At 68.4% G+C, this 24930-nt stretch carries 22 protein-coding genes; 15 read left to right on the plus strand and 7 right to left on the minus strand.

Features of this window, described 5'->3' with window-relative positions:
• Positions 1 to 6: 6 nt before the first annotated feature.
• The gene (locus tag DIE04_RS02190) at positions 7 to 1065 is read right to left on the minus strand and encodes a porin (RefSeq protein ID WP_260439257.1); all 1059 of its coding nucleotides are present in this window, start codon (positions 1063 to 1065) and stop codon (positions 7 to 9) included.
• A 130-nt stretch (positions 1066 to 1195) separates the two neighbouring features.
• Positions 1196 to 2560, minus strand: coding sequence for an MFS transporter (locus DIE04_RS02195; RefSeq protein ID WP_124520735.1), 1365 nt, complete (start codon positions 2558 to 2560; stop codon positions 1196 to 1198).
• A 399-nt stretch (positions 2561 to 2959) separates the two neighbouring features.
• On the opposite strand from DIE04_RS02195, the gene DIE04_RS02200 reads away from it, so the two are divergent.
• The 5 genes from DIE04_RS02200 to DIE04_RS02220 all read left to right on the plus strand — a co-directional run bounded on the left by DIE04_RS02200 (position 2960) and on the right by DIE04_RS02220 (position 7186).
• Positions 2960 to 3979, plus strand: coding sequence for an AraC family transcriptional regulator (locus DIE04_RS02200; protein ID WP_124520963.1), 1020 nt, complete (start codon positions 2960 to 2962; stop codon positions 3977 to 3979).
• Between the two features lie 100 nt (positions 3980 to 4079).
• Positions 4080 to 4643, plus strand: coding sequence for a GNAT family N-acetyltransferase (locus tag DIE04_RS02205; RefSeq protein ID WP_124520737.1), 564 nt, complete (start codon positions 4080 to 4082; stop codon positions 4641 to 4643).
• A 9-nt stretch (positions 4644 to 4652) separates the two neighbouring features.
• A complete protein-coding gene (locus DIE04_RS02210) occupies positions 4653 to 5510 on the plus strand; it encodes a MerR family transcriptional regulator (RefSeq protein ID WP_124521827.1) in 858 nt (285 codons plus the stop codon).
• Positions 5511 to 5633: 123 nt separating this feature from the next.
• Positions 5634 to 6614 (plus strand): sulfonate ABC transporter substrate-binding protein, encoded by a 981-nt coding sequence (locus DIE04_RS02215; protein WP_124520741.1) that lies wholly within the window; start codon positions 5634 to 5636, stop codon positions 6612 to 6614.
• Positions 6615 to 6784: 170 nt separating this feature from the next.
• A complete protein-coding gene (locus DIE04_RS02220; RefSeq protein ID WP_124520743.1) occupies positions 6785 to 7186 on the plus strand; it encodes a cupin domain-containing protein in 402 nt (133 codons plus the stop codon).
• 136 nt (positions 7187 to 7322) lie between these two features.
• On the opposite strand, the gene speB is transcribed toward DIE04_RS02220, so the two are convergent.
• Positions 7323 to 8285, minus strand: a complete 963-nt coding sequence (gene speB / locus DIE04_RS02225; RefSeq protein ID WP_124520745.1) for an agmatinase — start codon at positions 8283 to 8285, stop codon at positions 7323 to 7325.
• Between the two features lie 433 nt (positions 8286 to 8718).
• On the opposite strand from speB, the gene DIE04_RS02230 reads away from it, so the two are divergent.
• From DIE04_RS02230 to DIE04_RS02250, 5 genes are all read left to right on the plus strand, one after another.
• Positions 8719 to 9390: a lysoplasmalogenase gene (locus DIE04_RS02230; protein WP_124520747.1), complete on the plus strand. Its 672-nt coding sequence runs from the start codon at positions 8719 to 8721 to the stop codon at positions 9388 to 9390.
• Between the two features lie 247 nt (positions 9391 to 9637).
• Entirely contained in the window at positions 9638 to 11230 is a 1593-nt protein-coding gene (locus tag DIE04_RS02235) for an NAD(P)/FAD-dependent oxidoreductase (protein WP_124520749.1), read from the plus strand.
• A gap of 21 nt (positions 11231 to 11251) precedes the next feature.
• Positions 11252 to 12190, plus strand: coding sequence for an SDR family oxidoreductase (locus tag DIE04_RS02240; protein WP_124520751.1), 939 nt, complete (start codon positions 11252 to 11254; stop codon positions 12188 to 12190).
• The gene (locus tag DIE04_RS02245) at positions 12187 to 13092 is read left to right on the plus strand and encodes a metal-dependent hydrolase (protein ID WP_124520753.1); all 906 of its coding nucleotides are present in this window, start codon (positions 12187 to 12189) and stop codon (positions 13090 to 13092) included. The genes DIE04_RS02240 and DIE04_RS02245 overlap by 4 nt, the downstream gene beginning before the upstream one ends.
• A 4-nt stretch (positions 13093 to 13096) precedes the next feature.
• Positions 13097 to 14020 (plus strand): alpha/beta fold hydrolase, encoded by a 924-nt coding sequence (locus DIE04_RS02250; RefSeq protein WP_124520755.1) that lies wholly within the window; start codon positions 13097 to 13099, stop codon positions 14018 to 14020.
• Here DIE04_RS02250 and DIE04_RS02255 read toward each other — a convergent pair.
• Positions 13981 to 14535 carry a putative glycolipid-binding domain-containing protein gene (locus DIE04_RS02255; RefSeq protein WP_124520757.1) on the minus strand — a complete coding sequence of 185 codons (555 nt, stop codon included), beginning with the start codon at positions 14533 to 14535 and terminating at the stop codon, positions 13981 to 13983. The two genes, DIE04_RS02250 and DIE04_RS02255, sit on opposite strands and share 40 nt — an antisense overlap.
• Positions 14536 to 14778: 243 nt before the next feature.
• Here DIE04_RS02255 and DIE04_RS02260 point away from each other — a divergent pair, with 243 nt between their 5' ends.
• From DIE04_RS02260 to DIE04_RS02280, 5 genes are all read left to right on the plus strand, one after another.
• Positions 14779 to 15672, plus strand: a complete 894-nt coding sequence (locus DIE04_RS02260) for an urea transporter (RefSeq protein ID WP_124520759.1) — start codon at positions 14779 to 14781, stop codon at positions 15670 to 15672.
• Positions 15647 to 16423: a class II aldolase/adducin family protein gene (locus tag DIE04_RS02265; RefSeq protein ID WP_124520761.1), complete on the plus strand. Its 777-nt coding sequence runs from the start codon at positions 15647 to 15649 to the stop codon at positions 16421 to 16423. Before DIE04_RS02260 ends, DIE04_RS02265 begins: the two co-directional genes overlap by 26 nt.
• Positions 16424 to 16473: 50 nt before the next feature.
• Positions 16474 to 16662, plus strand: coding sequence for a 4-oxalocrotonate tautomerase (locus DIE04_RS02270; RefSeq protein WP_124520763.1), 189 nt, complete (start codon positions 16474 to 16476; stop codon positions 16660 to 16662).
• A 114-nt stretch (positions 16663 to 16776) separates the two neighbouring features.
• Positions 16777 to 16998 carry a hypothetical protein gene (locus tag DIE04_RS02275; RefSeq protein ID WP_124520765.1) on the plus strand — a complete coding sequence of 74 codons (222 nt, stop codon included), beginning with the start codon at positions 16777 to 16779 and terminating at the stop codon, positions 16996 to 16998.
• Between the two features lie 149 nt (positions 16999 to 17147).
• Positions 17148 to 21989, plus strand: coding sequence for an NAD-glutamate dehydrogenase (locus DIE04_RS02280; RefSeq protein ID WP_044843192.1), 4842 nt, complete (start codon positions 17148 to 17150; stop codon positions 21987 to 21989).
• A 15-nt stretch (positions 21990 to 22004) separates the two neighbouring features.
• Here the strand turns inward: DIE04_RS02280 and DIE04_RS02285 are convergent, their stop codons facing one another.
• The 3 genes from DIE04_RS02285 to DIE04_RS02295 all read right to left on the minus strand — a co-directional run bounded on the left by DIE04_RS02285 (position 22005) and on the right by DIE04_RS02295 (position 24603).
• Positions 22005 to 22865, minus strand: a complete 861-nt coding sequence (locus DIE04_RS02285) for a class I SAM-dependent methyltransferase (protein ID WP_124520767.1) — start codon at positions 22863 to 22865, stop codon at positions 22005 to 22007.
• Positions 22866 to 22959: 94 nt separating this feature from the next.
• Positions 22960 to 23793, minus strand: coding sequence for an arylamine N-acetyltransferase (locus DIE04_RS02290; protein ID WP_124520768.1), 834 nt, complete (start codon positions 23791 to 23793; stop codon positions 22960 to 22962).
• Between the two features lie 117 nt (positions 23794 to 23910).
• A complete protein-coding gene (locus tag DIE04_RS02295) occupies positions 23911 to 24603 on the minus strand; it encodes a hypothetical protein (protein ID WP_124488168.1) in 693 nt (230 codons plus the stop codon).
• Positions 24604 to 24930: the final 327 nt, after the last annotated feature.

Here is a 24930-nt window from a genome sequence, read left to right on the forward strand (position 1 = left end):
GCCCCGTCAGAACTTCTGCTGCAACCCGGCCATGATTCCCAACTGGTCACGCCCCGCGTCGACCGTCCCGCCGGCGGCGACGGCCTTGGCCGCCGTCGGGCCGTTCAGCATGTAGCCGACCGACGTATAGACGCGCGTGCGCTTCGACAGCAGGTAACTGGCACGCCCGACCAGCAGGGTCGCGCTCGCGCCGGTATTGCGCGCCGACCCGCGTTGCAGGTAGCGCGTGCCTTGCGCGTCGAACGATACCGCCGGCGTCCGCGCGTAGGTCACGCCGGCGAACAGGATATCGGTCTGCACATGGGCCGAGGCCGCGACGTTGTTTCGTATCCACCCCGCGCCGAGCTTCGCTCGCCCCACCAACGCGTAGCCGTCGACGACGGTGTGCGTGCTCGTATGGGCGCTGCTGCCGAGCGGCGCCGCCGCGCCCGGTCCGCCGCGCTTGACATCGCCGGACGCGGCGAAACCGAAACGCGGCGTGTCGTATGCGACCAGCGCCGTATATTGCCGGCACGCGAGCGGATTGCCGGGCACCTGCCCCGCGCAGCCGGTGGCGGAGGGGCCGGCCGGCCCGGCGGCGTCGCGCCCGAAGCTGTAGGTGCCGCCGATCGTGAATCGGCCGAACTTGCCCAGGTAGCCGATCGCATTGTCGCTTCGAGCATTCGGCAGATACGCGTCGAAGTTGCTCGGGGAATGGATCGACGGCCCGATCACGTCGGCGTTGGCGAGCGCATGGGCCGTCATGTTCATCTGCCTGCCGAGCGTGAGCGTTCCATAGGCGCCGCCCAGCCCGACGTTCGCCTGCCGGCCGAACAATCGCCCGCCGCCACCGAGCCGGCCCGTGCCGGGCTGGAAGCCGCTTTCCAGCACGAAGAACACCCGGTATCCGCCGCCGATCTCCTCGACGCCCTTCACGCCCCACCGCGACGGCATTGCGCCCGTCAGGTGCGGCATGTCCACCGTCGATCCGCCCTTCGCCGCTCGGTTGTAATAGGAAACGCCAGTATCGACAATGCCGTACAACGTCGTGCCGCCTTGCGCATGCGCGATGCCGGATGCCGCCATCAGCGCCCATGCAAGCGCTCGCCGCTTCGCAACCGTCCGCCTCTCAGCGGAACCGGTCCGCATGACCGGGGCTTTCCATGCGCCACACGACGCAGCGCCCCGTCGTGCCGCATTTGCGCCGGCGCACTGCTCAGGATTGCTTGACATATGCCTGCTGCCGTTCGCCGGGGCTGCCCGCCTGATCTCGATGCGAAGCCGAGCGTCGATGATCGATCAGGCCGACCGCGAGCGCCGCCGCCAGCGCGGGCAGCCCGATCGCCATGAAGTTGCGCTCCAGCGGCAGATCGATGCCGACCAGCACGCCGATGACGATCGGCGCCAGGATCGCCCCGCCGCGGCCGATGCCCAGCGTCCAGCCGATGCCGGTCGAGCGGATCGCGACCGGGTAGAACTGCCCCGCATACGCGCAGTTGACGATCTGCGTGCCGATGGTCGACGCGCCGGCCAGCCCGACCAGCACGAACAGCAGCGCAGTCGGCATCCTGTAGCCGAGCAGCGTGATCGAGATCGCCGCGAGCAGATACATCGAAACGAGCACCGTCTTGATCGGAAAGCGATCGGCCAGCCAGCCGCCGCCGATCGCGCCGACCATCGCGCCGGCGTTCAGCACCAGCACGAACGTCAACGCGGAACCGAGGCTGTAGCCCGCCCCGGCCATCAGCCGGGTCAGCCACGAACTGAGCGCGTACACCATGAACAGGCACATGAAGCAGGCAATCCAGAACATGACCGTGCTGAACCCGCGACCGTCGTCGAACAGCCGGCGCACCGGCGCGTTGCCCGCCTGTTCCTCCCGCGGCAAGACATGGCAGTCGTCCGGTCGGGGCCGGTAAGCGGGATCGAGCCGGCACGCGATGCGCGCGAGCTCGCCCGTCCTGCCGCGCCTGATCAGGAACGACATCGATTCCGGCATCCATTTCATGAGCAGCGGGACAAGCAGCACCGGCGCGCCCGCGGCGACGAACACCGACCGCCATCCGTACGCCTCGATCATCCCCTTGCCCATCACGGCCGCCAGCATGCCGCCCACCGAATAGCCACTGAACATCAGCGTCACCAGCGTGCTGCGCATGCGGCGCGGCGCGTACTCGGTCATGTGGGCGATCACGTTCGGCATCACGCCGCCGATGCCGATCCCCGCCAGAAAGCGGGCGGCGCCGAACAACGCGGGCGTCGGCGCCAGCCCGGCCGCCGCGGTAAAGACGCTGAACAGCGTCAGGCAGGCCGCGATGGCCCGCCGGCGCCCGATCCGCTCGGCGACGGTCCCGAACACGATGTTGCCGAACATCATGCCGAACAGCGCCGAACTCACCATGAAGCCGGCATGCGCGGGGCTGACGCCCATGTTCTTCATGATCGCCGGCAGCGCGATGCCGGCCACCGCGAGATCGTAGCCGTCGAACACGATGATCAGCGCGCACCAGAACAGCACGACACCGTGCAGCGGGCCCAGCCGCGCATCGTCCGAGAGCGCCTGCAGATTGATTTGACGCATGGAGTTCCTTCCTTTTCCAGTGGGGAGGCTTCGAATCAGTACGATCGGCCGGCCCGCATATTTAGTAGTTATCCGAATTTATTTACGAGATGCACCGGCTTCCGGTCGAACGTCGACGCAGTGTAGGAAGCCACAATGATTCCCACTATCCGGAATTTGCAGGCCGCGCACGAATTCAATCCGTTTTTTTCTCACGCCGGGCGCTATCCGGATTTTTCCTGAGCGGGGACAGGACTGTCCGATTCTTGCAACCCCGTGCGATACCTTAGACAAGCCTGACGAAGATCAATATCATCCATTCAGGAGATTTCGCGCACGCAAGAAAAACCGATGCGGCACGACGCGCATCCGCGGCCCAGCCGGATGCACTGCACGGAAATGCCGCACAGGAGACGCCCCATGCCCCTCACGCCGAATGCGGACGTGCTGTCCGCGCTGTACCGGAATTGCCTGTTCCGATCCGGATCGCGCACGGATGCGCACGAGCAGGTTTCGGCGGAACTGGCCGAGCATGTGCTGCGCTGGAAGCACGGCGTGCCCGACGCTGCGCTTTTCAAGGGGCGACTGAATCGTCTGAGCGTCTACGCGCTGCAGTACGGCGCCGAAGTCGAGGTCGTGCCGCGCCCGTTCGACGGCTTTTCGCTCGTCCACACGTCGCTCGCCGGCGGCGCCGAAATCGACTGCGACGGACATGTGATGGACGTGCTCGAAGGACGGACCGCCGTGCTCGCGCCCAGGACGCGCGTGCGCCTGCGCTGGCGGCCCGGCACCCGGCAACTGATCGTCAAGGTCCCCGATGCGCTGCTGCGGGCGGTTTCCGGCCACCCGCCCGACGACGGACCGCCCGCCCTCGCGCCGGGATTTCTGTTGCCGCCTGCACTGGCCTCGCAATGGGACCTGATCGCACAGTCGCTGCTCAACGTCCTCGCGCTGGCCGGCGACGGCGGCATTCGGGCCGAGTGGCGCGACCACTTCGAACGCAGCCTCGCGTTATTCCTGCTCGTACATTGCCCGCCGCCGTCGGCAACCGGGAATGCCCTCGCGTCACCGGAAGCGTGCAACCCACCGGTGACATCCGGATCCCCGGGCGGCATCCGGCAAATGGACGCGCTCCTCGAATTCATCCATGCGCGACTCTGCGCGCCCATTTCGCTCGAGGATCTCGCCAGGGCGGCCGGCGTCAGCTTCCGGACGCTGAACGTGCTGTGCCGCCGCTACCACGGCGCAACCCCGATGGAACTGCTGCGCAACATCCGGCTCGACGCCGCCCGAGTGCAACTGCTGACCGACCCGATGGCCAGCATTACCGATACGGCGCTGACGTTCGGTTTCGGCCACCTCGGCCGCTTTTCGGGCTATTACTTCGCCCGCTTCAACGAGTTGCCGCGCGATACGCAGAGGAAGCGGCTGCCGAACTGAATGCGACGACGCGCGACGTCCGGCCGTCGCCCGGCCGTCGCTTTACGCGCCGGGCAATCGCCCGCATAGTAAGGGTTTGCCCATGCCTCCGCCCGTTGCCATGTCCGCCACACCCGCCGCCTGCGTCGTCCGCGACGCGACCGATGCCGATCTCGACGCCATTCACGCGATCTACGCGCACCACGTGCGCCACAGCGTCGCGTCGTTCGAGGAGGCGCCGCCCGACGTCGACGAACTGCGCGCGCGCCGCGACGCAGTGCTGCGTCACGGGCTGCCCTATCTCGTCGCGGAATGCGACGGCCACATCGCCGGCTACGCGTACGCAACGCCGTATCGCACGCGCAGCGCGTACCGCCACACGATCGAGGATTCGATCTACATCGACGACACGCAGCGCGGCCGCGGCATCGGCCGCGCGCTGCTCGCGGCACTGATCGCGCGCTGCGAAACCGGCCCGTGGCGGCAGATGATCGCGGTGATCGCCGACGGCGGCACCGGCGGGTCGACGTCGCTGCACCGCGCGTTCGGTTTCGAGCCGGCCGGCGTGCTGAAGGCGGTCGGTTTCAAGCACGGCCGCTGGATCGACACCGCGCTGATGCAGCGCGCGCTCGGCGACGGCGCACGCACGCTCCCCGCCGCGCCCGAGCCTGTCGCGTCGCGCTAGAATGGCCGCATGTCAAAACAGACTCCAACCATGCCAGACGAGGCCGCGCCGGATTCCCGCAACGAGTACACGGTCGATGAACTCGCTCGCGTGTCCGACACGACCGTGCGCAACGTCCGCGCGTACCAGGATCGCGGGCTGCTCGCGCCGCCCGAGAAGCGCGGGCGCGTGGGCATCTACGACGACACGCACGTCGCGCGCCTGAAGCTGATCAACCACCTGCTCGCGCGCGGCTACACGCTGTCGAACATCCAGGACCTGATCATGGCGATCGACGAGGGTCACGACCTGCGCTCGATCCTCGGCCTGGAAAACGCGATCGGCGGCCGCTGGTCGCACGAACTGCCGAAAACCTATTCGCTCGCGCAACTCGCGCAGATGTTCGGCCCGCAGACGGCGTCGCAACTGTCGCGCGTGACCGAACTCGGCCTGCTCGAACGGCGCGGCCTGTCGTTCGTCGCGAAAAGCCCCGCGCTGCTCGAGGCGGCAGCCGCGATGACGAAGGAAGGCATCCCGCCGCGCGAGCTGCTCGACGTGATCAGCCTCGCGCGGCCGCACTTCGACGCGATCGCGCGGCTGCTCGTCGATCTCGTCGTGAAGCGGCTCGACCGCTATGACGAAGGCACGCTGCCGCCCGTCACCGACGTGCCCGCGCTCGTCGATGCGATCTGGCGCCTGCGCCCGCTCGCGGCCGTGTTCGTCGAGGGCGAGACGAACCGCGCGCTCGAGAACGCCGCCAGTGCGTATCTGGGCGGCCGCGTCGCGACGATCCTCGACAGGAAACTCAGTGACGAAGCGGCACGCCAGGCCGGCACGTCGGATAGGTCCGATGCGTCCGGCCCGCAAGGCGACGGCGACAAAGCATAGGACCGCCGCCGTCATATTCATATCGGCATTGCTTGGTTTGCGGGCCCGACCGCCCATGCGACGATTCTTCCAACCGAGCGGCACACGCCGCTCCCCGAAGACGTTTCGCATGGAGTCCGTTCGATGATTCGTTTCACCCGCTGGATCACCCGCACCGCCGCGACGGCGCTCGTCGCCGTCGCCGCCACATCGGCGTTCGCGCAAGGCAGCGCCGACAAGGTCGTGCGCATCGGCTACCAGAAGGCCGGCCTGCTGTCGGTCGTCAAGACGCAGGGCTCGCTCGAGACGCGGCTCAAGCCGCTCGGCTACACCGTCCAGTGGTTCGAATTCCCGGCCGGCCCGCAACTGCTCGAGGCGCTGAACGCGAACAGCATCGACTTCGGCTACACGGGCGCGCCGCCGCCTGTGTTCGCGCAGGCGGCCGGCGTGCGCTTCGTGTACGTCGCCGCGGAACCGCCGTCGCCGCACAACGAGGCCGTGTTCGTGAAGGCCGATTCGCCGGTCCGCTCGCTCGCCGACCTGCGCGGCAAGAAGGTCGCGCTGCAGAAGGGTTCGAGCGCGAACTACCTGTTGCTCGAAGCGCTGAAAAAGGCCGGCGTACGCTACGACGAAATTCACCCGGTGTACCTGCCGCCCGCCGACGCGCGCGCCGCGTTCGAGAGCGGCAACGTCGACGCGTGGGCCGTGTGGGATCCGTATTACGCGGCCGCGCAGAATTCGCTGAAGATCCGCACGCTGTCCGACTACACGGGCCTCACGCCCGCGAACAACTTCTACGAGGCAACGCGTGGCTTCGCGGAGCAACATGCCGACGTGGTCGGCACGATCCTGAAGCAATTGCGCGAGACGGGCCTGTGGGTCAACGGGCATCCGGCCGAGACGGCCGCGCTGATCGCGCCGAAGGTCGGCCTGCCGCAGCCGCTCGTGGAAACGTGGATCAAGCGTGTGCCGTTCGGCGCGGTGCCGGTCGATGAGAAGATCGTCGCGGTTCAGCAGGGCGTGGCCGATGCGTTCCATGCGGCGAAGCTGATTCCGCAGAAGCTGAACGTCGCCGATAACGCGTGGACCGACAAGGGCGTGGCAAGCGCGCTCGCGGCGAAGTAACGCACGGTTCGCACTCGTTTCGAACAGGCCGACGGGTACCCTGCCCGTCGGCCTGTTTTGGTTCTGCTCGGACAATTACGTCGACGTCCCCGCGTGCGTGCCGCTACCGATTGCTTTCCGGATCAGTTCGGTATTTCATTTTCCACTGACCCATTCCTTCGGAGGGGTGCATGGAACATTTTCTTCCCGACGCGCCGCAGCGTTTCGTCATCAGCCATTACGCGGAGGACGACTTCAAGACTGGCGGCCTGCGCGGCTACTCCACTTACCGGGACTTGGGCGTTGCGGCGGCAACCAGCGGCCTTGTCAGAGCGCACGTAGTCCGCATGATTGCGCCGTTCCGTCCGGAATTGAGCGTGCGACACCACCACGACGTGCAGTTTCAGCTGGTTTACTGCCTGAAGGGCTGGTTTCAGACCGACTTTGAAGGCATTGGACCGCAGCGGCTGGTGGCCGGGTCGTGCTGGATTCAGCCACCGGGCATCCGCCATACCGTAATAGGCTGGTCGGATGATTGCGAGCTGCTCGAAATCCTGATCCCGGCAGAGCCCGAAACGGTCAACGATCCCTGAGCGGCAAGCGGTGTTGCCGGGCCGCATGGGGCTTTATGCGTCGGGTTGAACGTCCTCTTTTCGGCTTGACGTTGGGGCGTTGAAGGTCGGCAATGGGCCGGGAAGCTATGGCCGTGTCCGCCAGCCCCACCCGACTTCAAAGCCCCGCCACCTTCTTCTGCCGCCACAGACACAGCAAATCGCACGCAACATGCGCAGCGGCGATCGCGGTGATGTCCGCGTGATCGTAAGCAGGCGCAACCTCGACGACATCCGCGCCGACCAGATTCACCGCCCCGAGCGCACGCACGATCGCGAGCGCCTGTGCGGACGACAACCCGCCCGCGACCGGCGTCCCCGTGCCGGGCGCGAACGCCGGATCGAGACAGTCGATATCGAACGTCAGGTACGCGGGCCGCGCGCCGACGATGTCGACAATCCGCTCCACCGCCGCGCGCGGACCATGCTCATGCACCCACGCGGCATCGAGCCGCTCGATCCCGAGGAAATCGTCGTTCCACGTACGGATGCCGACCTGCACCGACGTCGCCGGATCGATCAGCCCTTCCTTCACCGCCTTGTAGAACATCGTGCCGTGATTGAGGCTGTCCGGCTCGTCGTCGGCCCACGTATCGCAGTGCGCATCGAAGTGGATCAGCGACAGCGGCTTGCCGTAGCGCTCCGCGTGCGCGACCAGCAGCGGATACGTGATGTAGTGATCGCCGCCGAGCGTCAGCATCTTCGCGCCCGAGCGCAGGATCGTGCGCGCATGTTCGACGATCGCCGGCTTGATCGACAACGGGTTGTGCGCATCGAACCAGCAATCGCCGTAATCGACGGTCGCGAGATCCTCGAACGGATCGAAGCCCCACGGATACGGCTTGAGCTCCGCGAGCTGCACGCTCGCCGCGCGGATCGCGGCCGGCCCGAGCCGCGCGCCCGAGCGATAGGTCGTCGCGAGGTCGAGCGGCACGCCGGAAATCGCGACGTCGACGCCGTCGAGCGCGCGCGAATAGTTGCGACGCATGAACGACAGCACGCCCGCATAGGTGTTTTCGATCGAGGAGCCGTATGGCGTCGTGCGACGGATCGCGCCGTCGCCGTGGAGCAGTTCGGTCATGTCGAACCTGTTGGTCAGGAGGACCGGCCCCTGCCACTGCATCGGGTGCGCTGGCGGGACTCGGCACGGATTCAATGAAAACGCGGCGGCATGCCCTCGCCGGGCGCGGCCGTCGCGCCGGCCTGCGAACCCTGTAGCGCGGCCGGGCGGGACAACGTCGATACGCGGCGATGATAGCAAGCCGAAACCGCCGTGTTGCCCCGGTTCGACCGGGGCAAACGCATCGAAACGATCAGCGCGGCGGCAGGCGCACCGGCGCCGCATCGCCCGATCCCATGCCGCCGGACCGCCGCACCGCCGCCCCCCGTCGCCATGCCGCGCCTAGAAGGATTCGCCGGTTCTCGCCCGCCCTTTCTTCCGGATAATGGCCGCAGCCGCGCCCCCGCCGGCGCGCCGTCCACCGCAGACGACGACACCCCCGGAGACACCCGCCTTGATCGCCACGCTTCCCGCCCCCTATCGCCGGCTCTGGCCGCTCGCCATCGCCGCCGCGCTGCTGTACGGGCTGTCGCTCGCCGCCGCGCCCTATCCCGGCCAGGCCGCCGCGAAAGCCGCGATGGGCATCCTGCTGCTCGCGGCCGGCAGCGCCTGCGCGGCACCGCGCGAACGCGCGTGGCTGTGCGCGGCGCTCGTCACGGCCGTGCTCGGCGACGTGCTGCTCGCGCTGCCCGAGTGGCCGCTGTCGTTCGTCCTCGGCCTCGGTGCGTTCCTGCTCACGCACCTGTGCTACTGCGCGATCTTCGTGCGCTGGCGCGCGCGGCCGCACGGCTGGCGCTTCCTCGCACTGATCGGGCTGTGGATCGCCGCGCCGGCGTTCTATGCAGCGTTCCTTCCGCATCTGGGCGAACTACTCGTACCCGTCGCCGTCTACATGCTCGTGCTGTGCGCGATGGCGAGCTTCGCGCTCGCGGCCCGCACGCGCGGCCCGCTGGTCGCCGTCGGCAGCCTGATCTTCGTCGGCTCCGACACGCTGATCGGCGTCGGACGCTTCCTCGGCGGCTTTCCCGGCATCGACTACCTGATCTGGGGCCTCTACGCGCTCGCGCAGATCACGATCGTCGCCGGGGTTTTCCATGAGACGGCCGCCCGCCCGATCCGTCCCTGATAGCGTTTCAAACAGGTCGCCGCGTGTCGGCGGCCTTCGTCTCCCGCCTCTCCAGCCCTGCCGGCGGCCGTTTCCGCACATTCCGCAATGCGGAAAGCAGACCGTTCCAAACCCCGCTCAGCCTTTTCCCGCGCGGCTTCCGGCCCTTAGAGCGCCGCTTCTAGCCTCTTGCGGTTTCCGGGTTCACCCACTATCGTTACATCAACCAATGTAACATTAAAAAATGAGCCAAATCGGAGACACCCGGATGAATGCTCGCACGTTGCCTTTCGGCCCGCCCGGCCACGACGGCCCGGACGAAACCACCGACATCGCCATCATCGGCACCGGCTTCGCCGGTCTCGGGATGGCCATTCGCCTGCGGCAGACCGGCGTGACCGACTTCGTCGTGCTCGAGAAGGCCGCGTCGGTCGGCGGCACGTGGCGCGACAATCATTACCCCGGGTGTGCCTGCGACGTGCAATCGCACGTCTATTCGTTCTCGTTCGCGCCGAACCCGCGCTGGACGCGCATGTTCGCGCCCCAGCCGGAGATCCGCGCGTACCTGGAAGACTGCGTGCAGCGCTTCGGCGTCGGCCCGCACCTGCGCCTGAACCATGAGCTGCAGCGCGCCGAATACGACGAGGCCGCACGACGCTGGCGCCTCACGTTCGCGAACGGCAAGCGGCTGTCGGCGCGCGTGCTGGTGTCGGGGATGGGCGGGCTGTCGCGCGCCGCGCTGCCGGCGATTCCCGGCGTCGAGACCTTCAAGGGCCGCGCGTTCCATTCGCAGCAGTGGGATCACGACTACCCTCTCGAAGGCAAGCGCGTGGCGGTGATCGGCACCGGCGCGAGCGCGATCCAGTTCGTGCCGCAGATCGCGCCGCGCGCGAAGACACTCGCGCTGTTCCAGCGCACGCCGCCGTGGATCATGCCGAAGCCCGACCGCAAACTGAGCGGCTTCGAGAAGTGGCTGTTCCGCACGCTGCCGTTCACGCAGAAGGCGGTGCGCAGCGGCATCTACTGGATGCTCGAATCGCGCGTGCTCGGCTTCGCGATCCATCCGTCGCTGATGAAGAACGTGCAGAAGCTCGCGCTGCGCCATATCCGCAAGCAGGTTCCCGATCCGGAACTGCGCCGTGCGGTCACGCCCGACTACACGCTCGGCTGCAAGCGCGTGCTGATCTCGAACGACTACTACCCGGCGCTGTCGCGCAAGAACGTCGACGTGATCACGACCGGCATCGAGCGCATCGAAGCCGACGCGGTCGTGACGACCGACGGCAAGCGTCATGAAGTCGACTGCCTGATCTACGGCACGGGCTTCCAGGTCGCCGATCCGTTTCCGCGCGGCGCGATCATCGGCCGCGGCGGCCTCGACATCGTCGATGCGTGGCGCGACGGCGCGCACGCGTATCTCGGCACGACGCTGCCGGGCTACCCGAACTTCTTCATGATCGTCGGCCCGAACACCGGCCTCGGCCACAACTCGATGGTGTTCATGATCGAGTCGCAGATCGAATACATCCTCGGCGCGCTGAACGCGATGCAGCGCGAACGCGCGGATGCGATCGAGGTGCGCCCGCTCGTCGAGGCGCAGTTCAACACCGACCTGCAGGGCCGGCTCCAAAAGGCGATCTGGTCGACGGGCGGCTGCAAGAGCTGGTACCTCGACCCGCGCACCGGCAAGAACACGACGCTGTGGCCAGGCTTCACCTGGCGCTTCCGCCAGGCGACCGCGCACTTCTCGATCGCCGATTACCACGCGTATCGCGCGCCGCACCACGACACGAGCGGGCGGCCCGTCGCCGCGCCCGCCGCGTCCGCCGCTTCCGCTTCCACGTCCGCCGAAGCGGCCTGAGCCAGACAAGGAGCCAACGACATGAGAGATTTCGCCAACAAGGTCGCCGCGATCACGGGCGCCGGCTCGGGCATGGGCCGCTCGCTCGCGGTCCAGCTCGCACAGGCCGGCTGCCACGTGTCGCTCGCCGACAAGAACGGCGTCGGCCTCGCCGAAACCGAGCGGATCGTCCGCGCGATCGCGCCGAACGTGCGCGTGTCGACGCGCGTGCTCGACGTCGGCGACCGCGACGCGATGTTCGCGTGGGCGGACGATACCGCGCAGGAACACGGCAAGGTCAACCTGATCTTCAACAACGCGGGCGTCGCGCTGTCGAGCACGATCGAAGGGATGGAATACGGCGATCTCGAGTGGATCGTGAACATCAACTTCTGGGGCGTCGTGCATGGCACGAAGGCGTTCCTGCCGCACCTGAAGGCGAGCGGCGACGGTCACGTGATCAACACGTCCAGCATCTTCGGGATCTTCGCGCAGCCGGGCATGAGCGGCTACAACGCGACCAAGTTCGCGGTGCGCGGCTTCACCGAATCGCTGCGCCAGGAACTGGACATGATGAAGTGCGGCGTGTCGGCCACCTGCGTGCATCCGGGCGGCATCCGCACCAACATCGCGCAGTCGAGCCGCGTCGCGAAGAACATGGTCGGCTTCATCGTCGAGAGCGAGCAGCAAGGCAAGGACAGCTTCGAGAAGTTCTTCATCACGACCGCCGACGACGCCGCGCGCACGATCCTCGCCGGCGTGCGCCGCAACAAGCGGCGTGTGCTGATCGGCCGCGACGCGAAGGCCGCGGACTGGATGGCGCGCATCCTGCCGGCCGCGTACCAGGCGCTCGTCGTGCTCACGACGCGCCGCGAGGCCGCGAAGGCCCGCCGCGCGGCCGCCCGCTACGGCACGCCGGCCGCCGCGCCGCTTCACGCCACCTACAACAACGCAGGCAATCAGGGAGGAGAACAATCATGACGACCCCGAACATGATGCCGGTGCGGCGCGACATCCGTTTCGCGCTGCCGCCCGAACGCGCGAAGGACTGGCACGTCCAGGGCGTGCCGGTCACGCACTTCATGAACGCGCTGTCGCTGCTGTTCCCGGCCGGCGAGCGCTTTTTCATGGATTCGGTGCGCCACTACCGCGACCGCATCGAGGATCCGGAGCTGAAGAAGCAGGTGCTCGGCTTCATCGGCCAGGAAGCGATGCACACGCGCGAGCACATCGAGTACAACGACCTGCTGCAGTCGTCCGGCCTGCCCGCGCACAAGCTCGACAAGCGGCTCTGGACGATCCTCGGCTTCTTCAAGAAGACGCTGCCGCACTCGATGCAGCTCGCGATCACGATCGCGCTCGAGCACTACACGGCGATCCTCGCGAACCAGCTGCTGTCGGGCCACGAGCACCGGATCGACGGGTCGGTCGAAGGCTATCAGCAGATGTGGATGTGGCACGCGATGGAGGAAACCGAGCACAAGGCGGTGTCGTACGACGTATGGAACGCCGTGATGAAGCCGGGCCTCGGCAGCTACCTGCTGCGCACCAGCACGATGCTGCTCACGACCCTGATGTTCTGGACGATCGTGTTCGACTTCCACGTGCGGCTGATGCGCGCGCACCGTCGCGAACACGGCAGGTTCGGCGGCATGTGGCGGCTCGTGAAGTATCTGTACAGCCCGCGGACCGGCGTGTTCCCGAGCATCACGCGCGAATGGCTCGACTACTTCCGTCCGGGCTTCCATCCGTGGGACCACGACAACCATCAGTACCTGCAAGGGCTCGACACGCTGCTCGCGAACATCGACGCGACCAACGCGCGCCATGCGGCCCAGGCCGCCCCGCGCCGCGTGCCGCTGCATCCGGTTCCGCAGGCATGACGTCATGGCGCGCACGCACGAGATGCTGACCGTCCGCTCCGGCGACGTGAAACTCGCCGTCCACGTCAGCGGCCCGCGCCGCGCGCCGCCGCTGATCCTCGTGCACGGCTATCCCGATTCGTCGGCCGTGTGGGCGCCGGTCCGCGCGCGGCTCGCGAAGCGCTACCGCGTGATCGCGTACGACGTGCGCGGCGCCGGCGCATCCGATGCGCCGCGCCGCCGCGCGGACTACACGCTGGCGCGGCTCGCCGACGACCTGAAGGCCGTCGCCGACGCGACCTGCGGCGCGCGGCCGTTCCATCTGGTCGGTCACGACTGGGGGTCGATCCAGTGCTGGGAGGCCGTGACCGACCCTGCGTTGCGCGGCCGGATCGCGTCGTACACGTCGATCTCCGGCCCGTGCCTCGACCACGTGTTCCGCGCGAAGATGCGGCTCAGGCAGAGCCTGAAATCGTGGTACATCGCGTTCTTCCACCTGCCGGTCGTGCCGTCGCTGGTGTGGCGCCTCGGCGGCGCCGCACTGTGGCCGCGCTGGCTGCAGTTGACCGAACGCGTGCGGCCCGAGCGCGATCCCGCGCAATTGAAGAACGCGCTGAACGGGTTGCAGCTCTACCGCGCGAATTTCCTCGCGCGGGCGAGAAAGCCGCGCGAGCGGTATGCGCAGGCGCCGGTGCAGATCCTCGTGCCGGTGCACGACCGCTACGTGACGCCCGAAATGTCGGTCGATCTCGAGCGCTGGCTCGGCGAGCACGTGCGCGAGGAAATCGACGGCGGGCACTGGGTCGTGGTGCACAATCCCGACCTGATCGCGGCGCGGATCGACCGGTTTGCCTCGACGCATGAACGACCGGCGGTCGCGGCAGCACCCGCGGCACCGCGAGCGGCGGTTCAGCGCAACGGCGGCAGGCGCTTGAACAGCGTTTCGTAGTCGATCACGAGCCCGTCGGCGTCGACGTCCATCTCGGCCGTGAAATTCCGGAAGATGCCTTCGTAGCGGTAGCGCCGGCCCGGCTCGATGCACGCGTATGCCTGCTTGACCGGCGTCACCTTCAGGTCCGGCGTCGAGATGTATGCGACGTCGATCGCTCGCCGCTCGCCGTGTGCGAGCCCGAGGCGGCCGATCGGCAGCGCGTTCGTGAACGGCGTCGCCGCGATGTCGATGTCGACGCAGCCATCCAGCTCCGGCAGCGCGCTGCCTGAACCGTCGCGCCAGTGCCCGGCCCCGTCGCCATGCAGTTCCAGCGTGCCGCCGCCCATCACCTTGAGCACCGCATACCTGACCCGCCATTGCGGATCGCACTCGACCCGGTACGCAAGCCCGTACGCGCGGCCGTACCGCTGGCCGACCACGGCACTTTCGACGACGATGCCGGCGTCCCCCCGGTCGAACGTCAGGTGTTCGATTCCGTCGCCCTCGAGCGACGCCCAGCGCAGTTCACGCATTCGTTCCTCCCCGAAAACGCCGACGCGTCAGCATACGCACGAAAAATCCGGCTGCGGCCAAAATTTCGCTTCCCGGCCCCGCAATCCCGCGAAAGCGCCATTGCCCCGGGCAGACAAGACGCCGAAACTCGCGCCCCGCCCCAACTCAGGGCATGCGCCACAAATCCTGACTATCCAGAATTCCCTATTCCGGTGCACGGCATTGTGTCCTATGCTCGCGGCTCGTCCTGTTCCACCGCCGCCATGCCTACCGCCCGCCCCGCCTCGCCGTCGATCGACCTGCGCATCCTGCTGCGCGGCATCGGGCAGATCGTGCTGCAGGCGCATGCCGTCACCGGCGCGCTGCTGCTCGCCGCGCTGGCACTGACCGACCTGCGGCTCGCGTCCGCGGCGCTGGTCGGCTCGGCCGCCGCCAGCATGACGGCGGTGCTGACGGGTGCCGAGCGCCGCGACGTCGAACAGGGGCTGCACGGCTTCAACGGTGCGCTCGCCGCGCTGATCGCCGTGCTGTTCGCGCCTGCCTCGCTCGCCGCCGTCGCGCTGGTACCGCTGGCAGCGATCGGCGCGGCGCTCGTGCAACGCGCGATGCGTGTGCCGCTCGCCCGCTGGCGCCAGTGCCCGTATTCGAGCCCGTGCCTCGCCGTCACCGCGCTGTGGCTGCCGTTTGTCGCGCCGCAGCATGCGGGCGACGCGACAGCCGGTGCGCCGCTGACGCTGCCTTCCATCGCCGACGCGCTGCTGTCGGGCGTCGCGCAAACCACCTTTGCGCAAGGCCCGTGGGCCGGCGCGCTGATCGTCGCCGGCCTCGCCGTCGCGTCGCGCCGCGCGGCTGCGTTCGCGCTCGGCGGCACGATCGTGTCGACCGTGCTGCTGATCGCGGCCGGCGCGAACGGCGCGTCGTTCGCCGACGGCCTGCTCGGCTTCAACGGCGCGCTCGCCGCACTCGCGCTGATGCCGCGCGGGCCGCGCGCGGCGTTCGCGGCCGCCGCGCTCGCCGCGCTGATCCAGTGGCTCGCGACGCGCGCGGGCCTCCCCGCGTTCACGGCCCCGTTCGCGATCGCCGCGTGGATCACGGTGATCGTCGCGCGCCGCTTCACCCTCGGAGAACCCGATGTCGTCGTTCGCACACCGTCCTGACACCGTGAAGCCCGGCGGCCCGATCTCGGACGCCGAGCGCCGGTTGCGCGTCGATCTCGCCGCCGCCTATCGCCTCGTCGCGCTGAACGGCTGGGACGACCTGATCTACACGCATCTTTCCGCGACCGTGCCCGGCGAACCCGGGCACTTCCTGATCAACCCGTTCGGCCTCGCGTTCGACGAGGTTCGCGCATCGAATCTCGTGAAGATCGACCTGGCCGGCAACCGGATCGGCGAGAGCGAATACGCAGTCAACGTGACCGGTTTTGCACTGCACGCGGCCGTGCACGCCGCGCGGCCGGACGCCGTCTGCGTGATGCACCTGCACAATACGGCCGGCATCGCCGTGTCGATCCAGCGCGACGGGCTGCTGCCCGCGTCGCAGCACGCGCTGCGGTTTCACGGCGACCTCGCGTACCACGACTACGAGGCGCTCGCGTTCTCGCCGGCCGAAGGCACGCGGCTGACCGCCAGCCTCGGCGCGAAATCCGCGATGCTGCTGCGCAACCATGGCACGCTGACGGTCGGCCGGACCGTCGCCGAGGCATATGTGCTGATGGATACGCTGATCAAGGCCTGCGACATCCAGGTGCGCGCGCAGGCAGGCGGCGGGCCGCTCGTGCTGCCCGAGCCGGCCGTCGCCGAGCGCACCGCCGCGCAGTTGCGCGACGGCGGCGCGATCGAGGGCGAACTGGAATGGCCGGCGCTGCTGCGCCGCCTCGACCGGATCGATCAGTCGTATCGCGACTGACGCCGCTCGCGTCCCGACTTCCCTACCCCCAACCATCGGAGCATCCAGTCATGCCGACTTTCAATATCCAGTTGTTCGAAGGCCGCACGGTCGAGCAGAAGCGCGCATTCGTCGAAGCGATCACGCGCGTCACGTGCGAGACGCTCGGCTGCGACCCGGGCTCGGTCGACATCATCCTCGCCGACGTGAAGAAGGGGAACTGGGCGACGGGCGGCAAGCTGTGGAGCGACGAACGCTGACGCGCCCCGGGATTGGTGTGCGTCCGGCCCTTGGACGCATGCCACTTGGCGCCAGTTTGTCATCTCTGCGTCAACAGTTGTAACGCGTTGGCGGGATGCCAAAAAGGCAAAAAAGTGATCTCTGACAAGCAAATCGCAAGTGCCCTTAGCGACATGATCTTGCAAATGGGAGCCGATCTGGATCGCTCCCTGCTGACCGTCAAGGCGTCGTGTCCGGATTCGGAATTCGTCGCCTACCGCGAATTCGTGTCGCAACTGCTGACCACGATGCTGCTCGATTTCATGAATCCGCTCTACGCGCGGCACCCCGACCTGAAGCCGCCGGACCTCGCCTGACCCGCCCGTGCGACGCCGGCCACCGGCGTCGCACGCGGCCTTCGTTCCCTGCGCCGCGTTGTGCGCCCGCACATCGCGTTGTCACGCAATCGGCGCATATAATGCGGCACAGACGCAGCAGCCAATGGCCACCCGACCAGGAGACCGCCATGGAAGCGAAGAACGAAGAAGTCGTCGCACACCTGCTCTCCGATGTCGTCGAATTCGCGCGCGGACGCCTGCCCGAAGCCACGTTCCGGATCGTCGAACCGTTCCTGCGTCATTACTACGATTTCGTCGACGCCGATGATCTGCAGAATCGCGGCATCGCCGACCTCTACGGCGCCGCGATGGCGCACTGGCAGACCGCCCAGAAATTCGTGCCCGGCAGCGAGCGGCTGCGCGTGTACAACCCGATCCTCGAACAGCACGGCTGGCACTCCGACCACACGGTGATCGAGATCGTCAACGACGACATGCCGTTCCTCGTCGACTCGGTGACGATGGCCGTCAACCGCCTCGGGCTCGCGCTGCACTCGGCGCTGCACCCGGTGTTCCGCATCTGGCGCGGCGGCGACGGCGCGATCGAGCGCGTCGACGCCGGCGGCGCGACGGCCGGCGACGGCCAGTCGCAGCTCGCGTCGTTCATCCACTTCGAAGTCGACCGCTGCGGCGACGCCGCGCTGCTCAACACGCTGCGCAACGACATCGCGCGCGTACTCGGCGACGTGCGCGCATCGGTGGAGGACTGGCCGAAGATCGTCGACATCGCGCGCGCGACGATCAAGGACATGAAGGCCCGCGAATCCACCGCGGAAGACATCGAGGCGCGCGCGTTCCTCGAATGGATGGTCGCCGACCACTTCACCTTCCTCGGCCAGCGCGACTACGCGCTCGTGTCGGACGGCACGGGTTTCGGCCTGCGCGGCGTCGAAGGCTCCGGCTGCGGCCTGCTGCGCGAATCGCTGCGCGCGCCCGGTGCGCCGGACGTGACGCCGCTGCCGCCGGCCGCCGCCGAGATCATCACCGGCCCCTGGCCGATCTTCCTGACGAAAGCGAACTCGCGCGCGACCGTGCACCGGCCCGGCTATCTCGACTACGTCGGCGTGAAACTCGTCGGCGCCGACGGCAAGGTGACCGGCGAACGGCGCTTCATCGGACTCTACACGTCGACGTCCTATTTCGGTTCGTACACCGAGATACCGATCGTGCGCCGCAAATGCGCGAACATCGTGCGGCGCGCGGGCTTCCTGCCGAAGGGGCATCTCGGCAAGTCGCTGGTGACGGTGCTCGAAACCTATCCGCGCGACGAACTGTTCCAGGCCGACGAAGACCAGCTCTACGACATCGCGTTGGGCATCCTGCGCCTGCAGGAACACCAGCGCACGCGCCTGTTCGTACGGCGCGACCGCTTCGACCGCTTCGTGTCGTGCCTCGCGTTCGTGCCGCGCGACAAGTACAACACCGACCTGCGCCGCCGCATCGCGAAGCTGCTCGTCGATGCGTACAACGGCGTGAACGTCGAGTTCACGCCGCTGCTGTCGGAATCGGCGATCGCGCGGATTCATTTCGTCGTCCATGCGGAACCGGGCACGATGCCCGACGTCGACACGCGCGAACTCGAAACGCGGCTCGTGCAGGTGGCACGCCGCTGGCAGGACGATCTCGCCGACGCGCTGCTCGACGCGTTCGGCGAAGAACAAGGCAACCGCCTGCTGCAGCACTATGCGGACTCGTTCCCGGCCGGCTATCGCGACGACTATCCGGCGCGCACGGCCGTGCGCGACATCGAGCTGATCGAGCGCGTGAAGGCGTCGGGCCAGCTGGCGATGAACCTGTACCGCCCGATCGAGGCCGACGCGCGCGCGTTCCGCTTCAAGGTGTATCGCGCGGGCGACCCGATCGCGCTGTCGCGCAGCCTGCCGATGCTCGAGCATCTCGGCGTGCGCGTCGACGAGGAGCGGCCGTACCGGATCCAGACGCAGGATGCCGCGCCCGCCTGGGTGCACGACTTCGGCCTCGAACTCGCCGACGATACCGAGTTCGACATCGAGCGTGTGAAAGGCCTGTTCGAGGATGCGTTCGACCGGATCTGGAGCGGCCGGATCGAGAACGACGACTTCAACCGCCTCGTGCTGCGCGCGCACCTGAGCGCGCGCGAAGTCACGATCCTGCGCGCGTATGCGAAATACCTGCGACAGGTCGGCTCGACGTTCAGCGACGCCTATATCGAGCGCGCGCTGACCGGCAACCCGGCGATCGCAAGGCAGCTCGTCGAGCTGTTCCTGGTGCGCTTCGACCCGGCCACGGGCGGCACGCGCGACGTGCAGGCCGAACGCCTGCTGAAGGCGATCGAGACGGCGCTCGACCAGGTGCCGAACCTCGACGAGGACCGGATCCTGCGCCAGTTTCTCGGCGTGATCAACGCGACCGAGCGCACCAACTATTTCCTGCACGACGCGAACGGCGAATCGAAGCCGTACCTGTCGTTCAAGTTCAATCCGGCGAAGGTGCCCGGCCTGCCCGAGCCGAAGCCGATGTTCGAGATCTGGGTGTACTCGCCGCGCGTCGAGGGCGTGCACCTGCGCGGCGGGCGCGTCGCGCGCGGCGGGCTGCGCTGGTCCGACCGTCGCGAGGATTTCCGCACCGAGGTGCTCGGGCTGATGAAGGCGCAGATGGTGAAGAACGTCGTGATCGTGCCGGTCGGCTCGAAAGGCGGCTTCGTCGTGAAGAACCCGCCGCCGCCGAGCGATCGCGAAGCGTGGATGCGCGAAGGCATCGCGTGCTACCAGACCTTCCTGCGCGGCCTGCTCGACCTGACCGACAATCTCGCCGGCAACGCGATCGTGCCGCCGCCCGACGTGGTGCGCCACGACCCCGACGATCCGTATCTCGTCGTCGCGGCCGACAAGGGCACGGCCACCTTCTCCGACTACGCGAACGCGATCTCGCACGAATACGGTTTCTGGCTCGACGACGCGTTCGCGTCCGGCGGCTCGGTCGGCTACGACCACAAGAAGATGGCGATCACCGCGCGCGGCGCGTGGGAATCGGTGAAGCGGCACTTCCGCGAGATGGGCATCGATACGCAGACGACCGACTTCACCGTGGTCGGCGTCGGCGACATGTCGGGCGACGTGTTCGGCAACGGGATGCTGCTGTCGCCGCATATCCGGCTCGTCGCGGCGTTCGATCATCGCCACGTGTTCCTCGACCCGAACCCCGACCCGGCGACGAGCTTCGCGGAGCGCCAGCGGATGTTCGCGCTCGAACGCTCGAGCTGGGCCGACTACGACACGTCGGTGATCTCGGCGGGCGGCGGCGTCTACCCGCGCACCGCGAAGACGATCCCGCTGTCGCCGGCCGTGCAGGCCGCGCTCGGCATCGACGCGCAGGCGCTGCCGCCGACCGAGCTGATCCGCGCGATCCTGCAGGCGCCGGTCGACCTGCTGTACAACGGCGGCATCGGCACCTACGTGAAGGCCGCGCGCGAAACCCACCAGCAGGTCGGCGATCGCGCGAACGACGCGGTACGCGTGAACGGCGCGGACCTGCGCTGCAAGGTCGTCGGCGAAGGCGGCAACCTCGGCTGCACGCAGTTCGGCCGCATCGAGTTCGCGCAGCGCGGCGGGCGCATCAACACCGACGCGATCGACAACTCGGCCGGCGTCGATTGTTCGGATCACGAAGTCAACATCAAGATCCTGCTCGGGCTCGTCGTCGGCGACGGCGAGATGACCGAGAAGCAGCGCAACGCGCTGCTCGCGGAAATGACCGACGAAGTCGGGCTGCTCGTGCTGCGCGACAACTACTACCAGACGCAGGCGCTGTCGATCGCGGGCCGCTACGGCGTCGAGCTGCTCGACGCCGAGGCGCGCCTGATGCGCTGGCTCGAACGCGCGGGCCGCCTGAACCGCGTGATCGAATTCCTGCCGACCGACGACGAGATCGCCGAACGGCAGGCCGCGAAACAGGGCCTCACGTCGCCGGAGCGCGCGGTGCTGCTCGCGTACAGCAAGATGTGGCTGTACGACGCGCTGCTCGAATCCGACGTGCCCGAGGATCCGCTCGTCGCCGCGATGCTCGTCGACTATTTCCCGAAGCCGCTGCAACAGCGCTTCAGCGAACCGATGCAGCGCCACCCGCTGCGCCGCGAGATTCTCGCGACGCACCTGACCAACGCGCTCGTCAACCGGGTCGGCTGCGCGTTCGTGCACCGGCTGATGGAGGAAACCGACGCGAAGCCGGGCGACATCGTGCGCGCCTGCATCATGGCGCGCGACGTGTTCGATCTCGATGCGGTGTGGCGCGACATCGACGCGCTCGACAACCGCGTCGCCGACGACGTGCAGGCGCGCATGTTCGTCGACGTCGCGCGGCTGCTGGAACGCGCGGCGCTGTGGTTCCTGCGGCAGTTGCAGTCGGGCACGGTGGCCGACGGCGGCGTCGCCGGCCTGATCGCGCGGTGCCGCGACGCGGTGCAGCGCATCGCGCCGCAATTGCCGTCGTTGCTGCCAACCGCCGATCTGGAGGCGCTGTCCGAGCGGCAGCGCGCGCTGGTCGAAGCCGGCGTCGAGAGCGCGCTCGCGGTACGCGTCGCGAGCGGCGACATCTCGGCCGCGCTGCTCGACATCGCCGAAGTGGCCGCGACCTGCGATCGCAGCCTCGAGCTGGTCGCGGGCGTCTACTTCTCGCTCGGCACGCTGTTGAACTACGGGTGGATCGGCGAACGCGCGGCCTCGCTGCCGACCCCGACGCACTGGGACATGCTGGCGCGCGCGGCCGCGCTCGCGGAAGTCGCGCGGCTCAAGCGCACGCTCGCCACCAGCGCGCTCGCGGAATCGGCCGACTCGACGGCGCCCGAGACGATCGTCCACGCGTGGCGCGAACGCCGCGAAGCCGCGCTGCAACGCTACGAGCACCTGCTCGCCGACCTGCGCGCCTCGGGCGGCGCGAGCCTCGCGGTGCTGCTCGTGATCGTGCGCGAGATGGCCGTGCTCGAACGCGCGTGATGGAAGGTCGCGACGTCACACCGTCGCGACCAGCAGCTCTTCCGCGTTGTCCGGCGGGCGCAGGCCGTCGCTGCGATCGGCGAAGTAGCGGCGCGTGAGTTCCGCGGCCGACACATGCTCGGCCCGCGCGAAGCCGGCCCCGGTCGCGAGCGCGCGGATCTCCGCCGGCATGAAGAAGCTGATGAACGGCGTGCCGCTCGCGCGCGCGCCCTTCGCGGCCATTTCGAGCCCCGGGCGCACGTCCGGATCGGCATGCTCGAGCGGCAGCAGGAACGTCATCGCGAACGTCGAGCCCGGCGCGAGCGACGCGACTTCGCGCAGCGCCGCCGCGTTCGCGTCGCGCGTCAGGTACATGCTGACGCCGGTGGACACGACGACCGCCGGCTTGCCTGCATCGAAGCCCGCGCGCACGAGCGCGTCGCGCCACGACTGCTTCGCTTCGAAATCGACCGGCACGAACCGCAGCCAGTCCGGCACGCCGAAGCCGAGCTCGGTCAGCCGGCGGCGCTTCCACGCCTGCGGCGCGGGCGGATCGACCTCGAAGACGGTCAGGCGCGACGCCATCTCGGGCCGGCGCTGCGCGAAGCTGTCGAGGCCCGCGCCGAGGATCACGTACTGGCTCACGCCCCGCGCGGCCTGCTCGACGACGAGATCCTCGATGAAGCGCGCCCGCGCGACGATGGACGCGCGAAACGGCCGCGTGAATTGCGGATCCATGTCGCCGCGCTGCTGCCAGCCGGGCGCCGGCGCGAGCAGGCGCAGTCCGATTTCGTCCACGAGCACGTGCGGCGGCGCATCGAGCTCGACGTGCAGCGCGCGCCACAGCGCGACGCGCGCGGCGGTGCTGTCAGGGGCGTCCGGATGAAGGTCGGTCATCGTCTCGTCCTCATGCGCGCGGCTGGTGCGGCGCCCGCAGGCGCCACGCACGGCCGTCGGGATTGCGTACGCTCATGTCGCGGCCCGCGACGCATTACATCGTGTTCGCCCGCGCCGCCACCCGCGCGAACAACGCGTCGAGGTCGAAGCCGGTCGTATCAATGCCGATCGTGTCGCGCAGGCACGCGCCCCACGCGGCCGCGTCGTCGAACGTGACGGTGCGCCCCGCGCCCGCCGCGTCGCGCAGCGTCAGCACGGTGTTGAACAGCGCCGCCCGGCCGTCCGGCAGCACGCGGCAGGCGATCAGGTCGTTGACGAAGATCGACTCGGGATAGGTCGACGTGAACCAGTTCGCGGCGTCGTAGTCGATCCACTCGGCCGGCTTCAGCGAAAACCGGTAGGTCGTCTGCCAGCCGTCGGGGATCTGGAACTGCATGTCGAGTTCGCCGTCGACCGGCGCGTCGACGACGCGAAACGCCCCATGCGGCGTCAGCTGCCGCTCGCCCGGCACGAAGCGCAGCGGCGCGGTGAGCGTCGCGCTGCCGAAGCCGATGTCGGCGAGCCACGCCGCGCCGTCGAGATCGATGCGCAGCAGCATGTGGGTCTGCGCGGTGACGAGCTCGGGCGGCCGCATCCAGCGCACGCGCGCGATCAGCGGCGTCACGCGAAAGCCGATCGTCGTGAGCGCGGTGTAGAAGAGCTTGTTGAGTTCGAAGCAGTAGCCGCCACGGCGGCGCCCGACCACCTTGTCGACGATCGCGGGCAGGTCGAGCGCGACGCGCGCGCCGGTCAGCGGATTGAGGTTTTCGAACGGAATGGCCTGCGGCTGCAGCAGGTGCAGCCGTCGCAGCACGTCGAGCGTCGGCTCGGCCGGGCCGTCGTAGCCGATGCGGGCGAAGTAGCGCGAGAGGTCGAACGAGTCAGTCATGAACCGGCACCGGAAACGGGGAACACGCCACGATAGCATCGAGCGATATCCCCATGTTGCGCGGGGCCATCCCGGATCGCCGCGCGCGCGGCCGGCGCCGCAGCGGGTGCGGCCGCGTTACGGCAGCAGCTTCAGCGCGGACGACGCGACCGACGGCACCGCAATGCCCTGGCTCGTCGCGAACTGCACGGCCTGGCTGAGCGTCGACGCGAGCGACTGCAACTGGCCCGGCGCGCTTTGCGCGATATACGACGCGGCCTGCATGTTCTGCGGATTCAGGCCCGACTGCAGCAGCGATGCCGCGCTGGTCGAACCGAGATTACCGAGCCCCGACTGCAGCTGCGAGTACTGCGTCAGACCCTGGCCGAGCGATGCCAGACCGTTGCTGAACGCCTGCTTGTCGATCGGGCCGTGCGACGCCCCGCCGCTCGCGAACGCCTGGCCGAGCGCCTGCGACACCGACTGCTGCGCGCCGCCCATCTGCGACAGCGCGGCCGGCGTCAGCGCATTGCCGCCGCCGAGCAGGCCGGCGGCCTGCTGCGCCTGACCGGCCGCGCCGGTGAGCCCCATCGCCGACGCGAGCGACGACTGCCCGACCAGCACCTGCTGGTTCGCGCCGACGTACGCCTGCATCAACTGCGCGACGCCGCCCTGCGCGGGTGCGGCCTGCTGTTGCCCGCCGCCGAGCAGCGCCGTGCCGATCGACTGGAGGTCGAGTTGTGCATGGGCGGTGCCGTTCACGCCGAGCATGATGCCGAAGGCGATGCCCGCCGATGCCAGGTGCTTGCCCGTCGCGCGAATGTGCTTCATGTGTTTCCCTCGTGCCCGAATATGTTTGAGGCCGATATTGTCGAAGCGCGCCGCGCGCCGCCGCAACGACTGAAACACATCGATACGAAATCGCCCGGCACGACCGTCGCCCGGCGCGCGGATTCATCCGGATTTGCCGCGCGATATAGGGCTGGCGCCGCGATTCGTTCCTGCATCGCGGCAATCCCGGCGACGCCCGGTATGCGCCGGCGCTGCGCCGGTGTCGGCCGGCGCTGTTGTGCGACAGCGTGATGCCCGGCGCACGAATGGCAGGATTAGCCAGCGCGTTTCGAGGTGTGGAAACGAACCGGGCGGCACGCGGCCGCC

The sequence above is a fragment of the Burkholderia sp. Bp8994 genome, assembly GCF_003853805.1.
GTDB lineage: Bacteria > Pseudomonadota > Gammaproteobacteria > Burkholderiales > Burkholderiaceae > Burkholderia.